24 protein-coding genes are annotated in these 21,163 nt (G+C 40.4%); 8 read left to right on the forward strand and 16 right to left on the reverse strand.

From position 1 onward, the window contains the following. Positions 1-109 precede the first annotated feature (109 nt). From AC4CU0_RS12150 to ppx, 5 genes are read right to left on the reverse strand one after another with little or no spacing between them, the layout of a single operon-like run. Positions 110-673 (reverse strand): YggT family protein, encoded by a 564-nt coding sequence (locus tag AC4CU0_RS12150; protein WP_078189567.1) that lies wholly within the window; start codon positions 671-673, stop codon positions 110-112. Between the two features lie 27 nt (positions 674-700). Beyond that, positions 701-1,531, reverse strand: a complete 831-nt coding sequence (gene proC / locus AC4CU0_RS12155; protein WP_490743219.1) for a pyrroline-5-carboxylate reductase — start codon at positions 1,529-1,531, stop codon at positions 701-703. After that, positions 1,528-2,904, reverse strand: a complete 1,377-nt coding sequence (tilS, locus tag AC4CU0_RS12160) for a tRNA lysidine(34) synthetase TilS (RefSeq protein ID WP_490743220.1) — start codon at positions 2,902-2,904, stop codon at positions 1,528-1,530. Before tilS ends, proC begins: the two co-directional genes overlap by 4 nt. Continuing rightward, positions 2,841-3,665 carry an acetyl-CoA carboxylase carboxyltransferase subunit alpha gene (locus AC4CU0_RS12165; protein WP_067763448.1) on the reverse strand — a complete coding sequence of 275 codons (825 nt, stop codon included), beginning with the start codon at positions 3,663-3,665 and terminating at the stop codon, positions 2,841-2,843. The genes tilS and AC4CU0_RS12165 overlap by 64 nt, the downstream gene beginning before the upstream one ends. Positions 3,666-3,697: 32 nt before the next feature. Further along, positions 3,698-5,218: an exopolyphosphatase gene (gene ppx / locus AC4CU0_RS12170; RefSeq protein ID WP_490743221.1), complete on the reverse strand. Its 1,521-nt coding sequence runs from the start codon at positions 5,216-5,218 to the stop codon at positions 3,698-3,700. 265 nt (positions 5,219-5,483) lie between these two features. Here ppx and trxA point away from each other — a divergent pair, with 265 nt between their 5' ends. The 3 genes from trxA to AC4CU0_RS12185 all read left to right on the forward strand — a co-directional run bounded on the left by trxA (position 5,484) and on the right by AC4CU0_RS12185 (position 8,065). Beyond that, positions 5,484-5,810, forward strand: coding sequence for a thioredoxin (gene trxA / locus AC4CU0_RS12175; RefSeq protein WP_067763452.1), 327 nt, complete (start codon positions 5,484-5,486; stop codon positions 5,808-5,810). A 324-nt stretch (positions 5,811-6,134) separates the two neighbouring features. Continuing rightward, on the forward strand, positions 6,135-7,403 hold the full coding sequence (gene rho / locus AC4CU0_RS12180; RefSeq protein ID WP_067731074.1) for a transcription termination factor Rho: 1,269 nt from the start codon (positions 6,135-6,137) through the stop codon (positions 7,401-7,403). Between the two features lie 410 nt (positions 7,404-7,813). Next, positions 7,814-8,065: a hypothetical protein gene (locus AC4CU0_RS12185; protein WP_067763454.1), complete on the forward strand. Its 252-nt coding sequence runs from the start codon at positions 7,814-7,816 to the stop codon at positions 8,063-8,065. A 334-nt stretch (positions 8,066-8,399) separates the two neighbouring features. Here AC4CU0_RS12185 and AC4CU0_RS12190 read toward each other — a convergent pair whose 3' ends face one another. The 3 genes from AC4CU0_RS12190 to pheS form a co-directional block, all read right to left on the reverse strand. Further along, on the reverse strand, positions 8,400-8,696 hold the full coding sequence (locus AC4CU0_RS12190) for an integration host factor subunit alpha (protein ID WP_067763456.1): 297 nt from the start codon (positions 8,694-8,696) through the stop codon (positions 8,400-8,402). Continuing rightward, positions 8,693-11,074 carry a phenylalanine--tRNA ligase subunit beta gene (gene pheT / locus AC4CU0_RS12195; protein WP_490743222.1) on the reverse strand — a complete coding sequence of 794 codons (2,382 nt, stop codon included), beginning with the start codon at positions 11,072-11,074 and terminating at the stop codon, positions 8,693-8,695. Before pheT ends, AC4CU0_RS12190 begins: the two co-directional genes overlap by 4 nt. Before the next feature lie 139 nt (positions 11,075-11,213). Then, positions 11,214-12,194, reverse strand: a complete 981-nt coding sequence (gene pheS / locus AC4CU0_RS12200) for a phenylalanine--tRNA ligase subunit alpha (RefSeq protein WP_067763460.1) — start codon at positions 12,192-12,194, stop codon at positions 11,214-11,216. Positions 12,195-12,352: 158 nt separating this feature from the next. Between pheS and AC4CU0_RS12205 the strand changes: the two genes are divergently transcribed. Further along, positions 12,353-13,381, forward strand: a complete 1,029-nt coding sequence (locus tag AC4CU0_RS12205; protein WP_490743504.1) for a hypothetical protein — start codon at positions 12,353-12,355, stop codon at positions 13,379-13,381. A gap of 84 nt (positions 13,382-13,465) precedes the next feature. Here the strand turns inward: AC4CU0_RS12205 and AC4CU0_RS12210 are convergent, their stop codons facing one another. The 3 genes from AC4CU0_RS12210 to AC4CU0_RS12220 form a co-directional block, all read right to left on the reverse strand. After that, positions 13,466-13,678 (reverse strand): KOW domain-containing RNA-binding protein, encoded by a 213-nt coding sequence (locus tag AC4CU0_RS12210; RefSeq protein ID WP_111884721.1) that lies wholly within the window; start codon positions 13,676-13,678, stop codon positions 13,466-13,468. Positions 13,679-13,788: 110 nt separating this feature from the next. Next, the gene (locus AC4CU0_RS12215) at positions 13,789-14,340 is read right to left on the reverse strand and encodes a P-loop NTPase family protein (protein WP_168378479.1); all 552 of its coding nucleotides are present in this window, start codon (positions 14,338-14,340) and stop codon (positions 13,789-13,791) included. A 70-nt stretch (positions 14,341-14,410) separates the two neighbouring features. After that, positions 14,411-14,791: a hypothetical protein gene (locus AC4CU0_RS12220; protein ID WP_180124069.1), complete on the reverse strand. Its 381-nt coding sequence runs from the start codon at positions 14,789-14,791 to the stop codon at positions 14,411-14,413. Between the two features lie 257 nt (positions 14,792-15,048). Between AC4CU0_RS12220 and AC4CU0_RS12225 the strand changes: the two genes are divergently transcribed. Further along, complete coding sequence (locus tag AC4CU0_RS12225) at positions 15,049-16,014, forward strand: hypothetical protein (protein WP_490743223.1); 966 nt, start codon at positions 15,049-15,051, stop codon at positions 16,012-16,014. 67 nt (positions 16,015-16,081) lie between these two features. Here the strand turns inward: AC4CU0_RS12225 and rplT are convergent, their stop codons facing one another. Then, on the reverse strand, positions 16,082-16,441 hold the full coding sequence (gene rplT, locus AC4CU0_RS12230) for a 50S ribosomal protein L20 (protein ID WP_004647525.1): 360 nt from the start codon (positions 16,439-16,441) through the stop codon (positions 16,082-16,084). A gap of 11 nt (positions 16,442-16,452) precedes the next feature. Further along, on the reverse strand, positions 16,453-16,647 hold the full coding sequence (rpmI, locus tag AC4CU0_RS12235; RefSeq protein WP_065994397.1) for a 50S ribosomal protein L35: 195 nt from the start codon (positions 16,645-16,647) through the stop codon (positions 16,453-16,455). 223 nt (positions 16,648-16,870) lie between these two features. Between rpmI and AC4CU0_RS12240 the strand changes: the two genes are divergently transcribed. Both AC4CU0_RS12240 and AC4CU0_RS12245 read left to right on the forward strand, forming a co-directional pair. Then, complete coding sequence (locus AC4CU0_RS12240; RefSeq protein ID WP_490743505.1) at positions 16,871-18,124, forward strand: MFS transporter; 1,254 nt, start codon at positions 16,871-16,873, stop codon at positions 18,122-18,124. A 104-nt stretch (positions 18,125-18,228) separates the two neighbouring features. Next, positions 18,229-18,963 carry an energy transducer TonB family protein gene (locus AC4CU0_RS12245; protein WP_180024394.1) on the forward strand — a complete coding sequence of 245 codons (735 nt, stop codon included), beginning with the start codon at positions 18,229-18,231 and terminating at the stop codon, positions 18,961-18,963. Positions 18,964-19,018: 55 nt separating this feature from the next. On the opposite strand, the gene AC4CU0_RS12250 is transcribed toward AC4CU0_RS12245, so the two are convergent. Both AC4CU0_RS12250 and AC4CU0_RS12255 read right to left on the reverse strand, forming a co-directional pair. Beyond that, the gene (locus tag AC4CU0_RS12250) at positions 19,019-19,447 is read right to left on the reverse strand and encodes a YqaA family protein (protein ID WP_078192638.1); all 429 of its coding nucleotides are present in this window, start codon (positions 19,445-19,447) and stop codon (positions 19,019-19,021) included. Positions 19,448-19,459: 12 nt separating this feature from the next. Further along, the gene (locus AC4CU0_RS12255; RefSeq protein ID WP_078192639.1) at positions 19,460-19,744 is read right to left on the reverse strand and encodes a hypothetical protein; all 285 of its coding nucleotides are present in this window, start codon (positions 19,742-19,744) and stop codon (positions 19,460-19,462) included. 211 nt (positions 19,745-19,955) lie between these two features. On the opposite strand from AC4CU0_RS12255, the gene AC4CU0_RS12260 reads away from it, so the two are divergent. Continuing rightward, positions 19,956-20,339, forward strand: coding sequence for an energy transducer TonB (locus tag AC4CU0_RS12260; protein ID WP_490743224.1), 384 nt, complete (start codon positions 19,956-19,958; stop codon positions 20,337-20,339). A 29-nt stretch (positions 20,340-20,368) separates the two neighbouring features. On the opposite strand, the gene AC4CU0_RS12265 is transcribed toward AC4CU0_RS12260, so the two are convergent. Continuing rightward, positions 20,369-20,986 carry a glutathione S-transferase N-terminal domain-containing protein gene (locus tag AC4CU0_RS12265; protein WP_490743225.1) on the reverse strand — a complete coding sequence of 206 codons (618 nt, stop codon included), beginning with the start codon at positions 20,984-20,986 and terminating at the stop codon, positions 20,369-20,371. Positions 20,987-21,163: the final 177 nt, after the last annotated feature.

Genomic DNA, 21,163 nt, shown 5'->3' on the forward strand with positions numbered 1-21,163 from the left:
AGGTGAGATATTGCTACTAAATAAGAAATTTCTTGTTTTAGACCTCAATTTAAATCCACAAAAAAGGACGCCTCGGCGTCCTTTTTTATTCAACTCGTCTTAGCTCAGATTAAAGACCAGTCAATAATGCAATTGCGACTTGCTTCATAATGGTTTCCGCAACCAACAATGCCAAAATCGCAAAAATTGGCGACAAGTCAATCATCCCCATATTTGGAAGAATACGACGGAATGGTGCAAGTAGCGGTTCTGCCAATTCTTGAACCACTTCAATATAAGGCGAACGTGACTGACTAAACATCACGACCCAACTCAAAATAATCGATGCAAAAATTAAGTAACGACAGAAACGGATTAAATCCTGAATCATGGTCACAAAGGTCATAATGATCAGATGGAATGGACTATTCACTGCCACGCCAGACAAATACATCAAACCAAACATTTTTAACAAATACAGAATCACCACCAACACCAATGCTGCGGTATTCACTCGACCTTTGGCCAAAGTTGGGAAAATTCGGCTAAAGATATCGACAATTTTTGTTGCTTTTGCTGTTGCCAAAACCACAGGGTTATATGGACTCACGGCAGCAAGCTGCATTAAAAAACGGAAAAATACGAGCAAAATTGCAACGTTAATAATGATTCCAAAAATTTGAGCAGAGCCCATACTTGAACTTTCCTAAATCAAATCGAATTATTTGGTGCTTTCGCTTAACTCTTGTGCCAACTCTTGGCTACGCTTTTGCGCTGCGGCTAAAGCGGCCTGAATATTTTGTGAAATTTGAGCACGATCAAATACTTCAATCGCGGCTTGTGTTGTACCGTTTGGAGAGGTTACATTTTTACGTAACTCCGCAGGACTGTTAGCACTGGTAATTGCCATTTGTGCGGCACCTAATGCAGTTTGCAAGGTTAGTGCTGTAGCCACTTTTTCATCCAAGCCCATGTTTTTACCTGCACGGATCATACTTTCCATCATATAGAAAAAGTATGCAGGACCTGAGCCAGAAACTGCTGTTACCGCATCAATTTGCGCTTCTGAGTTTACCCAAAGTGTTAAACCCGTTGAAGCCAAAACTTGACTTGCAAGATCACGATCTTCAGCCGAAACCGCTTCACCTGCATATAAACCATGCGCACCGGTTTGAACTAAAGCCGGTGTATTTGGCATGACACGAACAATACGCTCCGTGCCTAATAATTTTGAAATTGTTGCAATTTCCGCACCAGCAACAATTGAAATCACCAACTTACCTGCGAGTAGACCTTTTAATGGCGCTAAAACACTCGCCAACACTTGAGGCTTTACAGCAAACAAAACGATGTCAGCATCACGAATCGCAGCAAGATTGTTATCTGTTACATGCAAATCTTTTTCAGCCAAAAGTGCACGTACTTTTTCTACCGGATCTGAAACTGTAATACGTGTTGTCGGGACACCACGCGCAATCAGGCCACCAATTAATGCCTGTGCCATGTTGCCGCCACCAATGAAACTGATATTACAATTTAAAATTGCGCTCATGATTGAAGATCCGATATTGCAGATTTAGCGTTAAGAGATAATGTTGGTTGCCAGCCAGCTTGAGTACAAAATTCAGACTGCGCTAACCAAAAGCCCTGAGGCGTAAAGACACCTAGCATAACATTATCTCGGCTTAATATTTGAATAGTATGACGCTGCCACGGAAAAATTTGCGCCTGCTGTATGGCTTTTTTCAGTGGCCAACTTCCGACACGACCATATAAATGAATTTTTTCGCCGCCAAGGCGTGGGCGAATCTGCAGTTGCTGCCCCAATAATTCAGGTGATAAGCCAAGCTCTGAGGGTTGAATCACAAAATGGCCTGTAGGCAACTTGAGGGACTGACCTGCAACACAAGTTATAACCTCAACCTCTTGAATGGGGTCAGTTTGAAGATAATCCGCTTTGGCCACACGATGAAGTTGCTGCTGAAAACGTACATAGTAAAAACCATTCCAGTGTAATGCTGCCTGCGAATCTTTTCGTGAAGCAATCACTTCCGTCATCAGTCGCTGTACCATATCAAAACTCGGGCGATACTGACTTCGGCCTTTCATCCAACTCGATAAAAGCTGACGTTGTCTTGGCGCTGTGAGTTGCTGTAAAGTATCTAGATTTAAAAGTTCTACCGAACCACATTGTTTTAAATCATCATTTAAGACTTGCTGCAAAATTTCATCTGCATCTTGCATCAAATAACTGGTACGGCTCAGTGCCTGTTGCATTTTAGGAAAACGAGAACTGAGTACTGGCCACAATATTTCACGACTCCATGCACGGTCATATTCGGTGTCAAAGTTAGTGCTGTCTTGAATATTTTGCACATCAAGCTGCCCTGCCCATTGGCAAATTTGCTCATGAGACAGATCTAATAATGGCCGCCAAATGGTTAAATCATCACGTCTATCAAGCTTTTTCATGGCAGATAGACCCTGCACGCCAGCACCAGAAAGCAGGCGCAACATTAATGTTTCGGCTTGATCTTGCTGATGATGTGCCAAGACTAAAATATCTTGAGGATTCAAATGCTGCTGAAAAGCTTGATAGCGTGCAGCTCTGGCTTGATTTTCAAGATTACCATCTTCAACCTGAACCTTTTGAATAATGCATGGAATATTCAGCAGTTGGCATTGCTTCTGAACAAAGCCGCCCCATGCTGAACTCACATCTTGAAGTTGATGATCAATATAGACTGCCCTAATTTTATCGGGGCATAAAAACGACATAAGATGCAGTAGCAACATGGAATCCATGCCACCACTACATCCTATTAAAAACGTGCTGTGTTCAGGCAGTGCCTGAATTTGACTTAAGCAGTCAGCCCTAAATTGTCGCTGCCAAACTTCATTAAACGCTGATAACGCGCTTCGCATCGTTCGTTTGCATCCATTGGTTGCAATTCTTCCAGAGCCTGCTTCAACACGACTTTTAAATCCTGCATGACTTTTTCAGGGTTTAAATGCGCGCCTTCAGCTTCGTCCACCACATATTCCACAATACCGATTTTTTGCAATTTGTCGGCAGTTAACGCTAATGCTTCACTTGCTTGTTCTGCTTTTTCAGCAGTTTTCCACAAAATAGAGGCACAGCCTTCAGGTGAAATCACAGAATAAATACTATGAGATAGCATGATTACACGGTCAGCCACACCAATACCCAATGCACCACCTGAACCACCTTCACCCAATACCGTTGCAACAACAGGTACTTTTAAAGATGAAAGTTGTGCCAAACTGGTCGCAATCGCTTCTGCTTGACCACGCTCTTCTGCACCTACACCTGGGTATGCGCCCATAGTATCAATAAAAGTAAACACCGGTAGATTAAAACGTTCCGCCATATCCATTAAGCGCTGCGCTTTACGGTAGCCTTCAGGATTACTCATACCGAAGTTGTGCTGTAATTTTTCACGGGTACTGCGACCACGGTGCTGACCTACGATCATGACTGGTTGACCATCTAGACGAGCCAAACCGCCTATCATCGCACCATCATCACCAAAGAGGCGATCACCATGCAAAGCATCGAACTCTGTAAAAATTTCGCCAACATAATCCAAAAACTGCGGACGTTCAGGATGACGTGCGATCTGAACCGTAGTCCAGGCTTTAGATTGAGCTGCTTTATTTTTCATAGGTCGATCATTATCCCTAACTTAACTATCTGTTAATTGATAAATTGTTCCGACTGAATATTCAATTCAATATCCCAATGTTTAAATTGCAGCTGCTCATCATGCAAGTCCGCAACCAACAAAGGCCACTGTTTGGCATCACCAGAAACACTTAGTTGCCATTGTTGCGCATTGTCCACGCTCAATTCAATGGCAGGAAGCATCTCATCGCTACGACTATGATTCAGTAAAACTGCTAAACGAAGCAATAGACATAAGTACACAAGTTTGTTACCACCGACTTTCATCACATCGACACGTGCATCACCACGTAACTTACGGCGATGGTGTGCAACCAAATGTGACAAATGGTTTTGATCAATTTGTGAAAAACCTGGAATGTCTGAATGCTGTAACAAATATGCACCATGACGATGATAGCCACTATGACTAATCGCCAAACCAATCTCATGTAAATAAGCTGCGCGGCGCAGTAAATCACTGTCATCACTGGTTAAGTTCAAAGCAGTAGCGACACCATTAAACAGTTGCTGTGCCGTATTCACCACGCGTTCAGCTTGTTTAGTATCTGCATTATAGCGACCCATTAATGCATGCACAGAACGATCACGAATATCTTCATGTTGGAAGCGCCCCAAAAGGTCATACATCACACCTTCACGTAATGCACCATCGGAGTAAACCAATTTATCAATACCCAATACATCAAACACTGCATACAAAATGGCAATCCCTGCTGGCAAAACTGCTCGACGATCTTCTTTTAGACCTTCGAACTCCATTTCACTGACATGTTTGTATTTGAGTAATTTATCTTTGAGTTTAAATAAGCCGTCGCGGGTCAATTCTTCTTGGTCATTGCTCCAACCCATGTTGACACAAATCTGACGACAAGCCTTAATAGTACCGCTTGAACCCACAACGGTATCCCAACCTGCTGCCTTGTAGGTATTGGCAATACCTGCAATTTCTTTACGCGCTGCATTCACAGCACGATCAAAGCTTTTCAGGCTAATTTCACCATCCAGAAAGAATGCTTTAGTAAATGCTACACAGCCCATCTGAACAGATTCAGTGTGAATCGGCTCAAATTCCTCACCGATAATCAGTTCAGTTGAACCACCACCAATATCAATTACCAATCGACGACCACTATTGGCCATCGTGTGAGAAACACCTAAATAAATCAGACGTGCTTCTTCACGTCCAGCAATAATTTCAATTGGTTTTGGTAAGATTTCAGCGGCTTTTTGAATAAATTCATGACCATTCTTGGCTTGTCGCAAAGCATTGGTGGCCACAATACGTAAACGATTGGCTTGAACAGGACTCAAACGCCCAACAAATCGTGCTAAACATGCCAAACCACGTTGCTGAGCTGCCTCTGTTAAATTCTTATTTTCATCGAGACCAGCTGCAAGTTGAACTTTTTCTGACATTGATGCAACTTTTTTAACTTCCCCATGATCGACACGTGCAATGGCTAAGTGGAAGCTGTTCGACCCCATATCGATGGCAGCAAGTAATTCTTCATCAATTAAAAAATCAGACATTATTTGAAAAGACCTGTTCAGAATTGCACTTAGATTAATTCACATACATGCAATTTAAAAGCCATTTGTGCGATTCAACATCGGATCTTCATAATTTTTCGCGTATCACGCCATAGCAATACACGATCATCGGCATCGTGATCATCCATTAGACAAACTCACCATTCAGGTTGAAAATTTACATAACCCCCTACATTGTTATAGTTGGCTATGTAATACTTATAAGTATAGAGTCAACTTAAAAATTAATTCCGGAGCAAAATCCATGTCTGGCAATATCGTAAACACGACTGATGCAAACTTCCAAACTGACGTATTAGAGTCAGATACTCCTGTTCTTGTAGACTTCTGGGCTGGATGGTGTGCTCCTTGTAAAGCTATCGCGCCTGTACTTGAAGTACTTTCTACAGAATTTGAAGGCAAAGTAAAAATCGTAAAAGTGGATGTAACTTCTTGCGAACAAACAGCCGTGAACTACAACATCCGTAACATTCCGGCTTTATTGATGTTCAAAAATGGTGAAGTTGTTGCGACTCAAGTGGGTGCTGCGCCAAAATCAAAATTAACAGCTTTCATTGAAGAAAATATCTAATATTTTCTCTAAGATAAAGCATAAAAATACGCTGTCTGATGCAGCGTATTTTTTTTTGTCGATAAATTGACAAATCCTTGATTCTCTCTTATATTGCTTAGTCAAGAAATAAAGGATCTCAAATCCTGTCATTTTCTTACAACACACAACACATAAAATGCCGCTCGGCAACAGAATTGTTTTTCACATATCTCTTCAAATAACGAATCAGATCTCTGAATTGTTTTGTGCAAATCAATTGCTATCGTTTATTGCGTGATTGCGGCAAATTGTTGCTCCCTTTTCCAACTGTACCTCAGAATTTTAGATTCTATCTGATCACCTATGAACTTAACCGAACTCAAGAAAAAACCGATTGGCGAACTCATCAAGATTGCCGAGTTTATGGGCCTCGAAGGAATGGCTCGTAACCGTAAGCAAGACATTATTTTTGCCATCTTAAAGCGCCATGCGATGAACGGCGAAGAGATTTTTGGTGATGGCGTTCTAGAAATTCTGTCGGACGGCTTTGGTTTCTTACGCTCTGCAGCGGGTTCTTACCTAGCCGGCCCTGACGATATCTATGTGAGTCCATCACAAATCCGTCGCTTTAACTTACGCACAGGTGACACAATTACTGGTACGATTCGCCCACCAAAAGAAGGCGAACGTTATTTTGCATTATTAAAAGTTAATCAAATTAACTACGACACACCTGAAAACTCACGCAACAAGATCCTTTTCGAAAACTTAACGCCTTTATTCCCGACTGAACAATTGGTTATGGAATTAGGTAATGGTACGACTGAGGATTTAACTGCTCGTGTAGTTGACTTGGTTGCTCCGATTGGTAAAGGCCAACGTTCAATTATTGTTGCACCGCCAAAAGCGGGTAAAACAATGTTGCTGCAAAACATTGCGCAATCGATTGTTCGTAACAACCCTGAATGTTTCTTGATCGTCCTTCTTATTGACGAACGTCCTGAAGAAGTGACTGAAATGGAACGTACTGTTCGCGGCGAAGTCGTTGCATCAACATTTGATGAATCTCCAGCGCGCCACGTTCAAGTCGCTGAAATGGTGATTGAAAAGGCAAAACGTCTGGTTGAACACAAGAAAGATGTTGTGATTCTACTTGACTCAATTACCCGTCTTGCACGTGCTTACAACACTGTGATCCCATCATCAGGTAAAGTATTAACAGGTGGTGTGGATGCTCATGCCTTAGAACGTCCAAAACGTTTCTTCGGTGCTGCACGTAATATCGAAGAAGGCGGTTCACTGACTATTATTTCAACTGCTTTAATCGAAACTGGCAGTAAAATGGATGAAGTGATTTACGAAGAATTCAAAGGTACAGGTAACCAAGAGATTACGCTTGACCGTCGCATTGCAGAAAAACGTGTGTTCCCTGCGATGAACATCAAGAAATCTGGTACTCGTCGTGAAGAACGCCTAATGTCTGAAGACAATCTACGTAAAGTGTGGATCTTACGTAAACTCCTTCATACTCAAGATGAACTTGCGGCAATGGAATTCTTGCTTGATCGCATGAAAGAAACCAAAACCAATGATGATTTCTTTGATCAAATGAAACGCAAAGCATCAAACTAAGTTTGATTCTTTAAAAAGAAGGCCATCTATAACGATGGCCTTTTTGTTTGGTTGACTTTATTTACACAATGAAACAATCGAATTGCAATCATGTAAACTTATTTTCAAGTTGATGATTTTGAAAATATTATGAGAGAAAACCCTAGTATTTTTAGGGTGTTATTTAGCATTTCTCCAATATAAATCTTTTTTTTGATTGTTATTTTCTGTTAAAAACTCCACGAATTTCATGCTTTTTTGACTGATTTTTCAAACTTCCCAGTAGCATTTAAAAAGGTGCAGTGATAGCATACTCGCAGACCAGTTAGGCTGCTCTGCATTGTTCATACCTAATAAAAATTAGGCATAATAAAAGCACATAACAGACTAACGCAGGTTATTTTTTAATCTCAAATTTAGAGAGTGATGCCATGTTATTCAAAAAAATCGCTATTGCTGCTGCAGTTGCTACTACTTTAGCTTTCGTTGGTTGTGCTAAAAAAACTGAAGAAGCTGCTCCTGCTGCTGCATCTGAAGCTGCTGCTTCTGAAGTAGTTGCTGCATCTGACGCTGCTGTAGTAGAAGCTGAAGCTGCTGCTTCTGAAGCTACTGTTGCTGCTTCTGAAGCTACTGTTGCTGCTTCTGAAGCTACTGCTGCTGCTTCTGAAGTTGCTGCTCAATAATCTATACGATTATTCAGTACAAAAAGAGAGCCCTTTGGCTCTCTTTTTTATTGCCTATACTATTGTTAAAAATATCAAATCACAGAATAACGAAGCCTAGATATTTACTCGCATTGCTCACAAAATTTATTTTTTCTTTCTGTGTTTCTTAAAGAGAGTGCTAGATTTTATAACGTTAAACAATCTCAGACATAATCCTTAAGCAGAGTTTTATAACACCTATCTGTAACGCTTATCTGATATCGTTGCAACATAAAAATAATGAACTCATCATAAAACCATGCGCTATCGACTTGGGTTAATCATCCCATAATTTTAGGCAAAAAAAAGCAGATCAATCGATCTGCTCTGTTCCTACGCGTTGACGGAATTTTTGTCCCGCACGGAAGGTAACTACACGACGGGCAGAAATCGGAATTTCTTCACCCGTTTTCGGGTTACGGCCTGGGCGTTGACGTTTGTCACGCAACTCGAAGTTACCGAAACCAGAGAGTTTAACTTGTTCCCCAGAGATTAGCGCTTGGCTAATCTCATCGAAGAATAACTCGACCATTTGTTTTGCTTCACGACGGTTTAAACTCGTGAGCTCACTTAAATGATCAGCCATTTCTGCTTTTGTTAATGCTGTCATGAAGCCCTCAATGTCGCATGGTAAGTGTTTTCCAACACCTGAAGTATGTTATCCATACCGGATTTAATTTCAGCATCTTCAAGTGTACGTGTTGGATGTTGCCATTGAATTGCAAACGCTAGAGAACGCTTACCTTCCTCGACGCCTTGACCAGTGTACACATCGAACAACCAAACTGCGTCTAAAAGCTCGCCGCCCGTTTTTTCGATAAGTTGCTGAATTTCACTAACATTAATCTTATCACTAATTAAAAGCGCAATATCACGTCGAACCGACGGAAAACGTGATAATTCTGTAAAATTAGATACATAAGTTTGCAAAACAGCCGATTGATCAAACTCAGCAACCCAAGTTGTCGCTAAATCTAACTCATCTTCTAAAGATGGATGTAAACGACCGAAGTAACCAATAGACTGACCATCAACCAAAATTTCAGCAGATTGACCTGGATGCAACCAAGCACGTTCTGAACGTATATACTCAACATTTAAACGTGCTGAATTTAAAATTTCTTCAACATCACCTTTGAAGTCAAAGAAATCCATTGCTTGTGCTTTACCATGCCAAGATTCAGTGGTACGTGAACCCGTTGCAATTAAAGCAAACGTTGGAATTTGTTTAAGATCATGGATGCTGCTTGCACCTTGATAATCAAAACGTAAACCTAACTCATAAAAACGTACACGACTTTGTTGACGATTTACGTTGTACTGAACGCAAGGAATCAAGCTTGATAACAAAGTCGAACGCATGACCGCAAGATCGCTAGAAATTGGGTTTGCAAGTGCCAATGGCTGACCTTGTGGATTCAATTGCTTTTCAAGTTTTGCATCAGCAAAGCTAAAGCTGATCGCTTCTTGATAACCCAAAGCGACCGCTGTTTGACGAAGTTGTACCAATTCAAATTGATCTTGGTATTTGGCTAATTTCACATCAATCACAGGTAAGCTGATTTGAATATTGTCATAACCGTGAATACGCGCCACTTCTTCAATCAAGTCTTGGTAAATTGTCATGTCAAAACGATGTGATGGTGGCACTACAGTCCACTCACCTTCGGCTTTAACGGTCACATTACAACCTAACCGAGTTAAAGCATCCGTAATAAATGCACTTTCAACACTATAACCAAGTAATTGATCAACTTGTGCTTGATTCAATTCAATCGCTTCACGTTTTGGCAATAATTCTGCTTTTTCTGCAACGGTAATTGGACCAAATTCACCACCTGCAAGCTCAGCAATTAACTGAGATGCACGATGCATTGCAGTCATCGGCAACTCAAAATCTACACCACGTTCATAACGTTGAGATGCATCGGTATGTAAGCCAAAGCTACGTGCACGACCCGCAACATACAGTTGATCAAAGAAAGCTGATTCTAAGAAAATCTCAGTGGTATTGTCAGAGACTGCAGAAGACAAGCCACCCATAATACCCGCAATGGCTAGTGCTTTTTGATCATCCGCAATCACCATCACGTTTTCAGAAAGCTCAACTTCTTGTTCATTTAACAAGGTCAGTTTTTCTGCAGCTGTCGCTTGGCGTACACGAACCGCACCATCAACTTTACCACCATCAAATGCATGTAAAGGCTGACCGAGTTCCATCAATACATAGTTGGTAATATCGACCAAAATACTGTGTTGACGGATACCTGAACGTGCTAATGCACGTTCCATCCATTCAGGAGTTGGTGCTTTGGTATTGACGTTTTTGATGACACGACCTAAGTAACGTGGGCAACCATCAGTTTCAACAACAACTTTCTTCTCATCAGTAATTGTTGCAGCAACTTCTTTAATTTCAGGGGCAGTTACAGGAAGTTGATTGATCACTCCAATTTCACGTGCAATACCCCGAATGCTGAAACAGTCTCCACGGTTTGGTGTAATACTGATATCAATGACATTGTCATCAAGATCTAAATATTCACGGATATTTACACCAACAGGCGCATCAGCAGGAAGCTCTAATAGACCATCGATTTTGTCTTCAAGATCGATTTCTGACGCACCGCACAGCATACCTTGTGATTCAATACCACGAAGTTTGCCTTTTTTGATTTTGAAATCACCCGGAAGTACTGCACCAATCGTTGCAACCGGTGCTTTCATGCCTGCACGAACATTTGGTGCACCACATACAATTTGTAAAGGTTCAGCTGTACCAATATTTACTGTCGTTACACGTAAACGGTCAGCATCAGGATGCTGTTCTACAGTCAAAACCTCACCAACAACAACACCAGTAAATGCTTTTGCTGCTGGTGCAAGTTCATCTACTTCTAGACCTAACATGGTCAATTGGTCAGATAAAGTATCGCTATCAATGGCTGGATTCACCCACGTGCGTAACCAATTTTCGCTAATTTTCATTGATATAAAACCTGTAATTCAAATCTCTAGAATCCCCCTCTGACCCCCCTTTTTTTTCAAAGTGGGGAGAACTCCATTCATTTCGCGGAGTCCCTCTCCTTTCTTAAAGGAGAGGTTAGGAGAGGATTATTAAAAAGTCTTAAGCAAATTGGCGTAAGAAACGCACATCGTTTTGGTAGAACATACGTAAGTCATTAATGCCATAACGTAACATTGCAAAACGTTCTACACCTAAACCAAAGGCAAAGCCTTTATATTTGTCAGGATCGATACCCGCTGAACGCAATACATTAGGATGCACCATACCGCAGCCCAATACTTCTAACCATTTACCGCGCTCATCCATAATATCCACTTCAGCACTTGGCTCAGTGAATGGGAAATAAGATGGACGAAAACGTACTTTAAGATCTTTTTCAAAGAATTCGTTAAGCAGGTTCACTAACAAACCTTTTAACTCAGCAAAGCTCGTATTCTCTGCAACGTATAAACCTTCAATTTGGTGGAACATTGGTGAATGCGTTTGGTCTGAGTCACAGCGGTATACACGGCCTGGGCAGACAATACGAATTGGAGGCTGCTGAGTTTCCATTGTACGGATCTGCACACCTGAAGTATGCGTACGTAACAAATGGTTCACATCAAAATAGAAAGTATCGTGCATAGCACGTGCAGGATGGTGGCCTGGAATATTCAATGCTTCAAAGTTGTGATAATCATCTTCAACTTCAGGGCCAGTCGCAACGGTAAAACCTGATTTCGTAAAGAATTGGCAAATACGTTCTTGTACTTGAGTGACAGGGTGAATGCTACCCACCGTTTGACCACGGCCAGGTAATGAAATATCAATCGTTTCGCTAGCAAGCTTTTGTTCTAATGCAGCTTTTTGTAATTCAGCTTGACGAGCAGTCAGTGCGCCTGTAATCGCTTCACGAACGGCATGAATTTGAGCCCCAAAAACTTTACGTTCGTCCGGGTCCATTTTACCGAGCGACTTCGATTGTTCCGCGAGCTGGCTTTTCTTCCCTGTAAATTGCACTCGCACTTGGTCGAGTGTAGCAAGGTCCTCTGCTGCTGCAATCGCAGCGAGCGCTTCAGTGGTCAGGGCTTCCAGTGACATAGTAACTCTCAAAGCAACAATTTAAAAAAATATATAAACCCCTTATTCTAACAGTTTTTAGCCGTTATGATGAAGCGCATTCGCAAGTTAAAATTGCAATAGCATCAAGATTTAAAAAAAGTATAAAATAAATGCAATTTCAACGGGATCCTATCTCTATGGCACTTGATCCAATCTGGAAACAACAACTCACTTTAGTGACGTACGGCAATGAATTCCTAAATCAGGATTTAAGTTTCCAGCGCTGGCTGCAGCACAGTATTTTTGATCAGCACAGTTTCCATTTTCGTGATCTACTTTCGCAGCATTTGTTGGCGCAACATTTTCAAGTTTGGCTCGAAGGCTTAAAAAAACAAGGGGTACAACGCTTAAGTTTACATAGCTCCAGCTTGCTGAATGATGAACAAAATCCGAATGCTAACGTTGAACTTCTTCCCTTTGCCCATTTTATTGTGAGCCACGAAAAAAATAAAAAGCAGGCATGGATTTTTGGTAAAGAACTTGCCGAGTGGTATAACGCAGAAAATGACTATGAAGCACCGGCATCCCAACAACTGCAAATTCGTCGAGAAACCTTTTGGCGCTATGAGCTGAACCATAAACTCATTAAACGCATCGAAGCAGATATGCAGTTACCAAAATGGGATGATATTCATAACTTCACTGAAGCAGAATTATTTTTGCAAAAACCGGCGGAAGGTTTTATTGAGCCGGAGGTGTTAGGCACACCTTATTATGGTACGCAGCCTGATCTAAGCAGCGAATCGAATGAATCTACAAAACTTGCACTCTTGCCAACGGATGCACAAGCGGATTTTGCACATGACAGCTTGCATCGCTTAGATGCATTAAACCGCCACATTCAGTCTAAAATTCAGCATCCCTATCATGCAGATGGCAGCATCTATACACCTGAAGAACAGTTAAATTTGCGCCATTTTGCTCAAAAAACTGAAGATTTAACGGCTAAATTTATCGTAAAAGTCGCCAATCACTATAAAACTGCACGTTTAACTCCTGTGGTCGAAAGCTCTCCTCTGGATGGATTTAAAACTGAGCAAAGAAAATCAAATCCTCAGCATGCACACACGCCAAATCCAACCCATAAACCCGGTGCAGGTGGAGTGATTACCTTAATTATTATTACGGTAGTGATTTGCTTATTGGCTTATTACTTCGGACTTTAACTGTATAAATGTGATCAACACTAAAAAACCCTTCTCATGGAAGGGCTTTTTTATGAACATGCTTATGTATGAATGACCTCAAAATTATGAGGTCGTTAAATAATTAAACGGACGAATTTCTAATCGAACGCGATGCTGATCGGCATGTTGATTAATATAATGACTGACAGAGACTACTTCCCCCTCAAGCTCTGCGTCTGCACCATACATGATTTTGACTGCCTCACCTTTGCGGGGAATCATTTCGAGCTCTACAGTAATGCTACCTTGACCCATACCAACTATTTCAGCCAACATTTTATTTTCCTTTTGTTCTTTTCTATCCATACATTAGGCATGTCGCAAAGCGCGGTATAAAGATTATTTCTGTAACTTAACTGCACTTTTTATTGATAAAACATCAAAACTTAAATATCAAAAACATAAGAGTCCAATTGTTCTAAAAATGCATCAACTGCATTTGCAGACTTTAAACGAATCCATTGAATATGTTGATATTCAGGTGCATTCATCATCTGTAGATATTTTTCACGATTCTTTTTATGGGTCTTAATCATCCACCAGACAATGGAATCTCGACCAAACATCCGCCACAAACTTTCCTGATTATTTGAATCTGGCCAAAGATCTTGTTTGGACTTAGCCCGAGAAAATGCGCGCTTTACAGAGCGGTATAAATTGACTGGAAACGGAAGGTCTAACCATATCACCGTATCTATTTCCGACCATTTCACCGGAATCGCCCGAGTATAGTTGCCATCAATAACATAACCATTTTTTGCTTTGGCAATTTCAGCTTCGATACGTGCAAAAAAGATTTCGTCAGGACACTCCTGCCAATCATCCAGCCAAAATAGGTTATCCAGTTCAATATAATGTAACCTTAATTTTTCCGCCAAAGCTCTGGAAAAGGTTGATTTTCCAGTGGCTGATGTACCGACTACGTTTATTCTTTTCATTGTCATGATGATCTACTTGAGTCTGGTGAATCTACTCCAAGATAACAGCATTGGATCTGTAGGTTAACTTTTATTCTTTACGATAATCCAAAAGATCTGCATCGATATTGATAAAATCAGGCTTTGGGGTTTGTTCAAATTGAACGGCTAATATATGTGACTGATTAGAAATACAGGCTTTCGCGACTCGATGCATCCCATCCATCACTCGACCACTGGCACATAAAATAATGGGATAACTTAAGTCTGCATCATTTACCAATTGCAGATGTTCAATAATTTGCTGTGTGGTCGGTACAGATTTTGGAAACCAATATGCTTCATTTAACTCTTGAATGTCATTTACAGGGATTTGCTGAATCTTAAAATTTTGACTGAGTTTTACTAAACGATGTACATCCCAAATATACGTATCATCACCTACTTGGCGGAAGTGATACTGTTTGCGCATCAAGCAGTTACCTTTTAAGTCAAATTAAAGCTAAGATAGCTTACAATTGAAAAATAAAAAAATGCTTCATTATGATAGATCATTACGAGCAATTTATTCTTGGTTTGCAATATAACGCTCAACGCTTTTTTAACCAGAAAATTTACTATGACGAGATTTTGCACCCATGGTGCGGCCAAGCTTGCGACATTTTCTTGATTCGCGATTTTAAAACCAATGCATTACTACATGACTCAGTTGATCATTTGATTATGTATATGGCTGAAAAGCGGATTAGAACATGCTCACTTTATCCATTTGATCTTCTTTTTGAGCATGCAAAACTTAATCAACATCCTCATTTTGACTTTGTAAAAACCAACTACCCTCTTGCTGTTTTCCACAACAATTTAAATCAAGCCTTTGCACTGGTTCAAATCCAATCTGAAACGAAAATTTTAGATATCAGCCCTATTGGTGATCCTCGGGAGTTTTGGGGTGCAAGTTCCACACAATTTCATGACGCATTCGGACTGTTTACATTAATTGAGCTCAATCAACAACAGCGGAACGATTGCTTTTGCTTTGATAAAAAATCGAGTTGGAGCAGTTTAGTAAATAGCATTCAACTGGATTTATTTGAACATCCGTTTTCTACCCACATTCAGCCTCAATTTAAACTAATCCATAATTTGTATTATTATGGCCTTCTGGATGACTCACTCCCTCTTTTGGAGAATCCTCAAGCTTCACCTCAAGTTGGATTAAGTCTGCTTGAAATGCTCAATTCAATCGAAGCTGCTATCCAAAATTTAAAACATGTAAAAAACGAAAGCTCACCGATCCATTTATTTACAACCGAAGAATATGCACAACTATTGGATTATGAGTACAAACTGTCAGAACACCATGCAGATGTCACGTGCTATACAGCCAATCATTTCAACCGCGAAAATTTAGTCAATGATGAAGAGAAAGCTTTACTCAAACAACTACAGAAAAAATACCCCAAAGTTAATTATTTCAACGCAACATCCGATCAAGCTCTTTCCGCCACCAACACTTCAACAGATAAAGAGCCTGAAAAACCATGGGTTGCATTTTTTTCTTTAGTTTTAATTTTTGCCATGCTATTCGCTTTACTTTATGGCTTTTATTTACTTTTTAAACAATTTGAGTTTATAAAATTTGCCGCAATCACAATTGGCATCATTGTGTTTTTAGCCATATGGTCGAAAAAATAAGATGTCTAATCAAATTCGTCCATAAAAAAAGACCGCTAAAAGCGGTCCCTTTTTAAGTCATAAAGACTTATGCAGCTAATGCATCTTTAGCTTTAGAAGCTAAAGCAGCAAACGCAACTGCGTCATGCATAGCGATGTCAGCAAGTACGCGACGGTCGATAATCACTTGAGCTTTTTTCAAGCCAGCGATCATACGGCTGTACGACAAACCATTTTGACGAGCACCGGCATTGATACGCGCAATCCATAGAGCACGGAATTGACGTTTCTTTTGACGACGGTCACGGTAAGCATATTGACCTGCTTTGATTACTGCTTGGAACGCTACGCGATATACGCGTGAACGAGCGCCGTAGTAACCTTTAGCACGAGCAAGAATTTTTTTATGACGGCGATGAGCCTGTACACCACGTTTAACACGAGCCATTTATAATCTCCTTAGATGTATGGGCACATACGGCGAACTGAAGCAACGTCACTTACGTGAACCATTACACAGCCGCGTAATTGACGGATACGCTTAGCAGATTTTTTGGTCAAAATGTGTCGTTTGAACGCTTGGTGACGTTTAAAACCGTTTGCAGTTGGCTTGAAGCGTTTAGCTGCACCACGGCGAGTTTTCATCTTAGGCATAAGAACCTCTTTTGAACACCTGTTCGGCACGTCTGCACCATTGCAAAGACGCCCTGCAGGTAAGGGAGCGAGTATTCTAAAGCATCTTTGCTCAAAACAAAAGCGAATCTTTCTACCGAATATCGATCTTAATTAATTTTCTGATATAGATTTTCCGATGATTTTATAAGCGATGTCCAATAGGGCTTATATAATCTCGGCACGCCAACTATTAATGTCCATTATGAAACCTGCACAGGATGCTTTTGCAGCCCTACGTTATCGGGATTTCTCGATTGTTACGCTCAATCAATTTTGTCTGACCTTAGCCATTTTGATTCAAGAAATTATTGTTGCTTATTCACTGTATCAAATCACCAAAGACCCGCTAACACTGGGCTTAATTGGTTTAGCCGAAGCAATTCCTTTTATTGCTCTCTCTTTGTGGGGAGGATACTTTGCAGATCGTTTCAATAAACAGACCATTATGAAAATTTGTCTGTTTGTTTCTGTACCGATGCCACTTATTCTTTGGGGGTTATTTCACCAATATGGTCTCGGCCAAATTGATGTCACCCAACTGTCTTGGGGTATTTATGCGGTCATTTTTGGGCTTGGAACGATCCGAGGTTTCTATAATCCCTCGGCAACGTCGCTTAAACCTTTTTTAATCCCGCGGGAGCTCTATGCCAATGGTGCAACATGGACAACGATTGGTTGGCAAAGTGGGGTGATTATTGGGCCAATGCTTGGCGGTTTTATGTTGGCATTTTTAGGCCGTGAAACCAGCTTACTCAGTGTTTCGGCGCTACTAACTGTCTGCTTCGTTCTCATTAACCTACTCAATAAACGCAGTTTTCCTAAAATTGAATCTGACAATTTAAAAGATAGTTTAAGTGAAGGTTTTCGATTTATCTGGAAAACCAAAATTGTCCTTTGGGCGATTTCACTCGATTTAGTTTCTGTGCTTTTTGGTGGCGTGATTGCCCTCTTACCGATTTTTGCCGAAGATATTTTAAAAGTGGGGCCTGAAGGTTTAGGCTACTTACGGGCAGCACCGTCTATTGGCGCCCTGATCACTATGATTGCATTGACCAAATTCCCTCCAACTCATCATGCATGGCGTAATATGTTATTGGCTGTAGCGGGTTTTGGTGTATTTACCATTTTATTCGCATTTTCAAGCAATCTTTGGTTATCACTCTTTGCACTGGCAATGACTGGTGCATGTGACAGTGTTTCTGTCGTCGTGCGTCAAACTATTTTACAGCTCTATCCGCCGGAAAATATGCGTGGGCGTGTTGCCGCGGTCAATGGCATGTTTGTCTCCAGTAGTAATGAACTCGGTGCATTTGAATCTGGATTGGCTGCAAAATATATGGGCACGATCATGGCGACAATCTTTGGTGGCTGTATGACCATGGCTGTAGTTGCAATCAGTTGGGCAAAAACCCGTGACTTATTTGGAATCGACATTACCCGTCAGTCAAAAAAATAATGGCATATTTTCCATTTAAACCTTGCCAGTATTTCCAATACAGGAAATACTGCGCAGCAATATCGACGCATTCATCACTCACTTTGTGATCTTAGAATAGACTTATGAAACAATATCTGTGCTTAACCCTTTTGGCCTGCGCTCCATTTTCTACAACGTTTAGTGCTTCAACCAAAACCCATCAACTTCCGGCACAGAATATTGAAGTTGCTCCTGCGCATTTAACCACGCGTTTAAATTGGTCGGTTTTCCCAAAACCATTATATGCCAATGAAGACCTCAAGCAACGTGACCGCGCGGCCATTATTCGTGTTACAGCAAATGCAAAAGGCACCATTACCGATGCAAGTATTGAAGAAAGTACAGGTGTCGATCAACTCGACCGAATCTTAATTTCTGCTGTCAAAAAAGCTAAAGTCAAACCACATTTAGAAAATGGTGAAGCCAAAGCCATTATTGGCTATCAAGCGTTTAATTTGAGAGTTAAAGGCAATACGCCTGAATGTGATTTCAACTTTGATTCAAAAGTTTGGAATGCACAAAGTGCAGATAAGAAAACGCCATTCCAATATGTATCTCAACCAAAATTAGATCTCACTAGTCATGAGTTGAAACAGCACGATCGTAAAGTCAAATTTAACTTTAAAGTGGATAAACACGGACAAGTAAAAAAGGTCAAGATCAAGCAAGGCTCTGGCATTTATACACTCGATCAGAAAGTCGTTGAAGCACTAAGAAATAGTCAGATCTCGGTTAAACGTACTGCGAGCACCCTTTGGATCTATAAAAAGTCGAACTTTAAAGATGAAATTCAATTTAAAGTAAATGGCTGTAAATAAGTAATAGATTCAACATTTCAAGCAGGGATTGAATGTTTCAATGCCCTGTTTTATCTCAGAAGAAACCTAAAAATATAAGATAAATACAGAGATAACGCCCGGTTTTCGCTACGGTCACCATGAACACAAAGCGCCAGAAGTTTTCTTTCATTAAACCCGCAATTAAAGTAATAGGGTCTCCAATCATCGGCAGCCAACTCAGTAGCAAAGACCAATAACCATATTTGTGATAAATACCCTGTGCCTGCTGCATTTTCAGCTCTGACACGGGAAACCATGTTTTATTTTTATAATGTTCTACTTTTAAACCGAGCCACCAATTCACACAAGAACCGAGAATATTACCAATACTGGCCACCACAATCAGTAGCCATGGATTGTGTTGACCATAGCTCAACAAGCCGAGCAATACGGCTTCGGACTGTAAAGGAAGTAAGGTCGCAGCCCCAAATGCCGCGAAGAATAAAACTAAAAACGACCACATCGAAACGAATGCTTAGAGACCTAATTTTTTCTTCGACTTCAAATATTCAAAATTTGACCAAAGCACTGCTGCAACAATTACAACGATTCTCGACCATTTATATTGTGAAGAAATCGGTTCAATCGCAGCCCGCATCAAGTTTTGATCTTTGGTATGTAAATCTGCAAGAATATTTTGAACATGCACAATTTCAGCGACAAATAGCACTAAGCAGCCTGCAATACCAAAAATAATACTCCAATAGATTCTTGGGTTATTTTCAACAATACGGGTAAAATTTAAGAAAAAGTCTTTCATCGCAAAATCGTCCAACTAAGCCGTCAACAACGCGTTCTTTTCGGCAGCGCCGCATTCTAACACAGCGTTAGAATTTTCTTCCGTCCTATCTAAAATCTTAAGGTGAGTCTTTCCGCACTTTACTTTTATACATGAGACTTCTAATCTGCCACGCAAATATTGAATAATTTTAACTCACTTTATGAAAAAAATTCTTTGCTTAAGTTTTATCGTGTTATTACAAATTTTGACCGCTTTATATGCACAAAGTCCTTCTGAAGTTGCCAAACAACACCTGATTACACAAGATCAAATGATTTGGCAAAAGCGACCTATCTTTAACTTCAACAATGACGATCTGGGCAATCAAAATCGTGACCTTAGTTTTAAATTGTATGTTTTAGCCACCGGCGAAGTTCAAAAAGCTGAATTAATCAAAAGCTCTGGACTTACACACATTGATAAGCGGGTTGAGCAGTCACTTTTACGTGCCAAGTTCAAACCTTATATCGAAAATGGTGTAGCCTCCCCCTTTGTTGCCTTACAACCCTTCTCACTCAAGACCCTGAAAGAAAACCAAAGACCTTGGTGGAAAAAGCTTCTATTCATTCCATAAAAAAAAGAGCATGTTTCCATGCTCTTTTTTTAAACGTGTATTGCTAAGGCTTTTTGTACCGCTGGACGGGCCGTCAGTCGATCGATATAGTCTTTCACGTATGGATAATCTTCCAGCTGAATTTGCTGCCATTCATGACGCAGTGCCCAAGGCAGAATAGCCATATCTGCAATCGAATACTCTCCAGCCACAAATTTTTGACCAATCAACTGATGGTTCAAAACTTTATATAAGCGTTTAGATTCATTTACATAACGTTCAGTTGCATACGGAATACGTTCAGGTGCAAAACGACTAAAATGATGATTTTGTCCTAACATGGGCCCAAAACCACCCATTTGCCACATCAACCATTGTTCAACTTCAACGCGCTCAAACTCATCTTCTGGATAAAACAAACCTGTTTTACGTCCAAGATATTGCAGAATCGCACCAGACTCAAAAACTGAAATTGACTCTCCTTGTGGGCCATTCTGATCCACGATTGCAGGGATTTTATTGTTCGGAGAAATTCTCAAAAAGTCTGGCTGAAATTGATCATTTTCCAAGATATTAATCGGAAAAATTTGGTATTCCAAACCCATTTCTTCTAAAGCGATGGTAATTTTATGTCCATTGGGTGTACCCCAATAGTAGAGGTCAATCATATATTTTTCCTATGAATATTCTCGTTTTTAGTTCAGGTTATGCAATTTTATCTGCATTTTATAACATGAATTTAATACAAAAGCCTTAAGCCTAACTGAATTTTTCAGCGACATTTATGCACTTTATTTATTTAGTATTCTCTAAAATTTTGGCTTTACAGTATTTATAATTTAGCT

This window comes from Acinetobacter sp. LipI_15, from assembly GCF_058242865.1.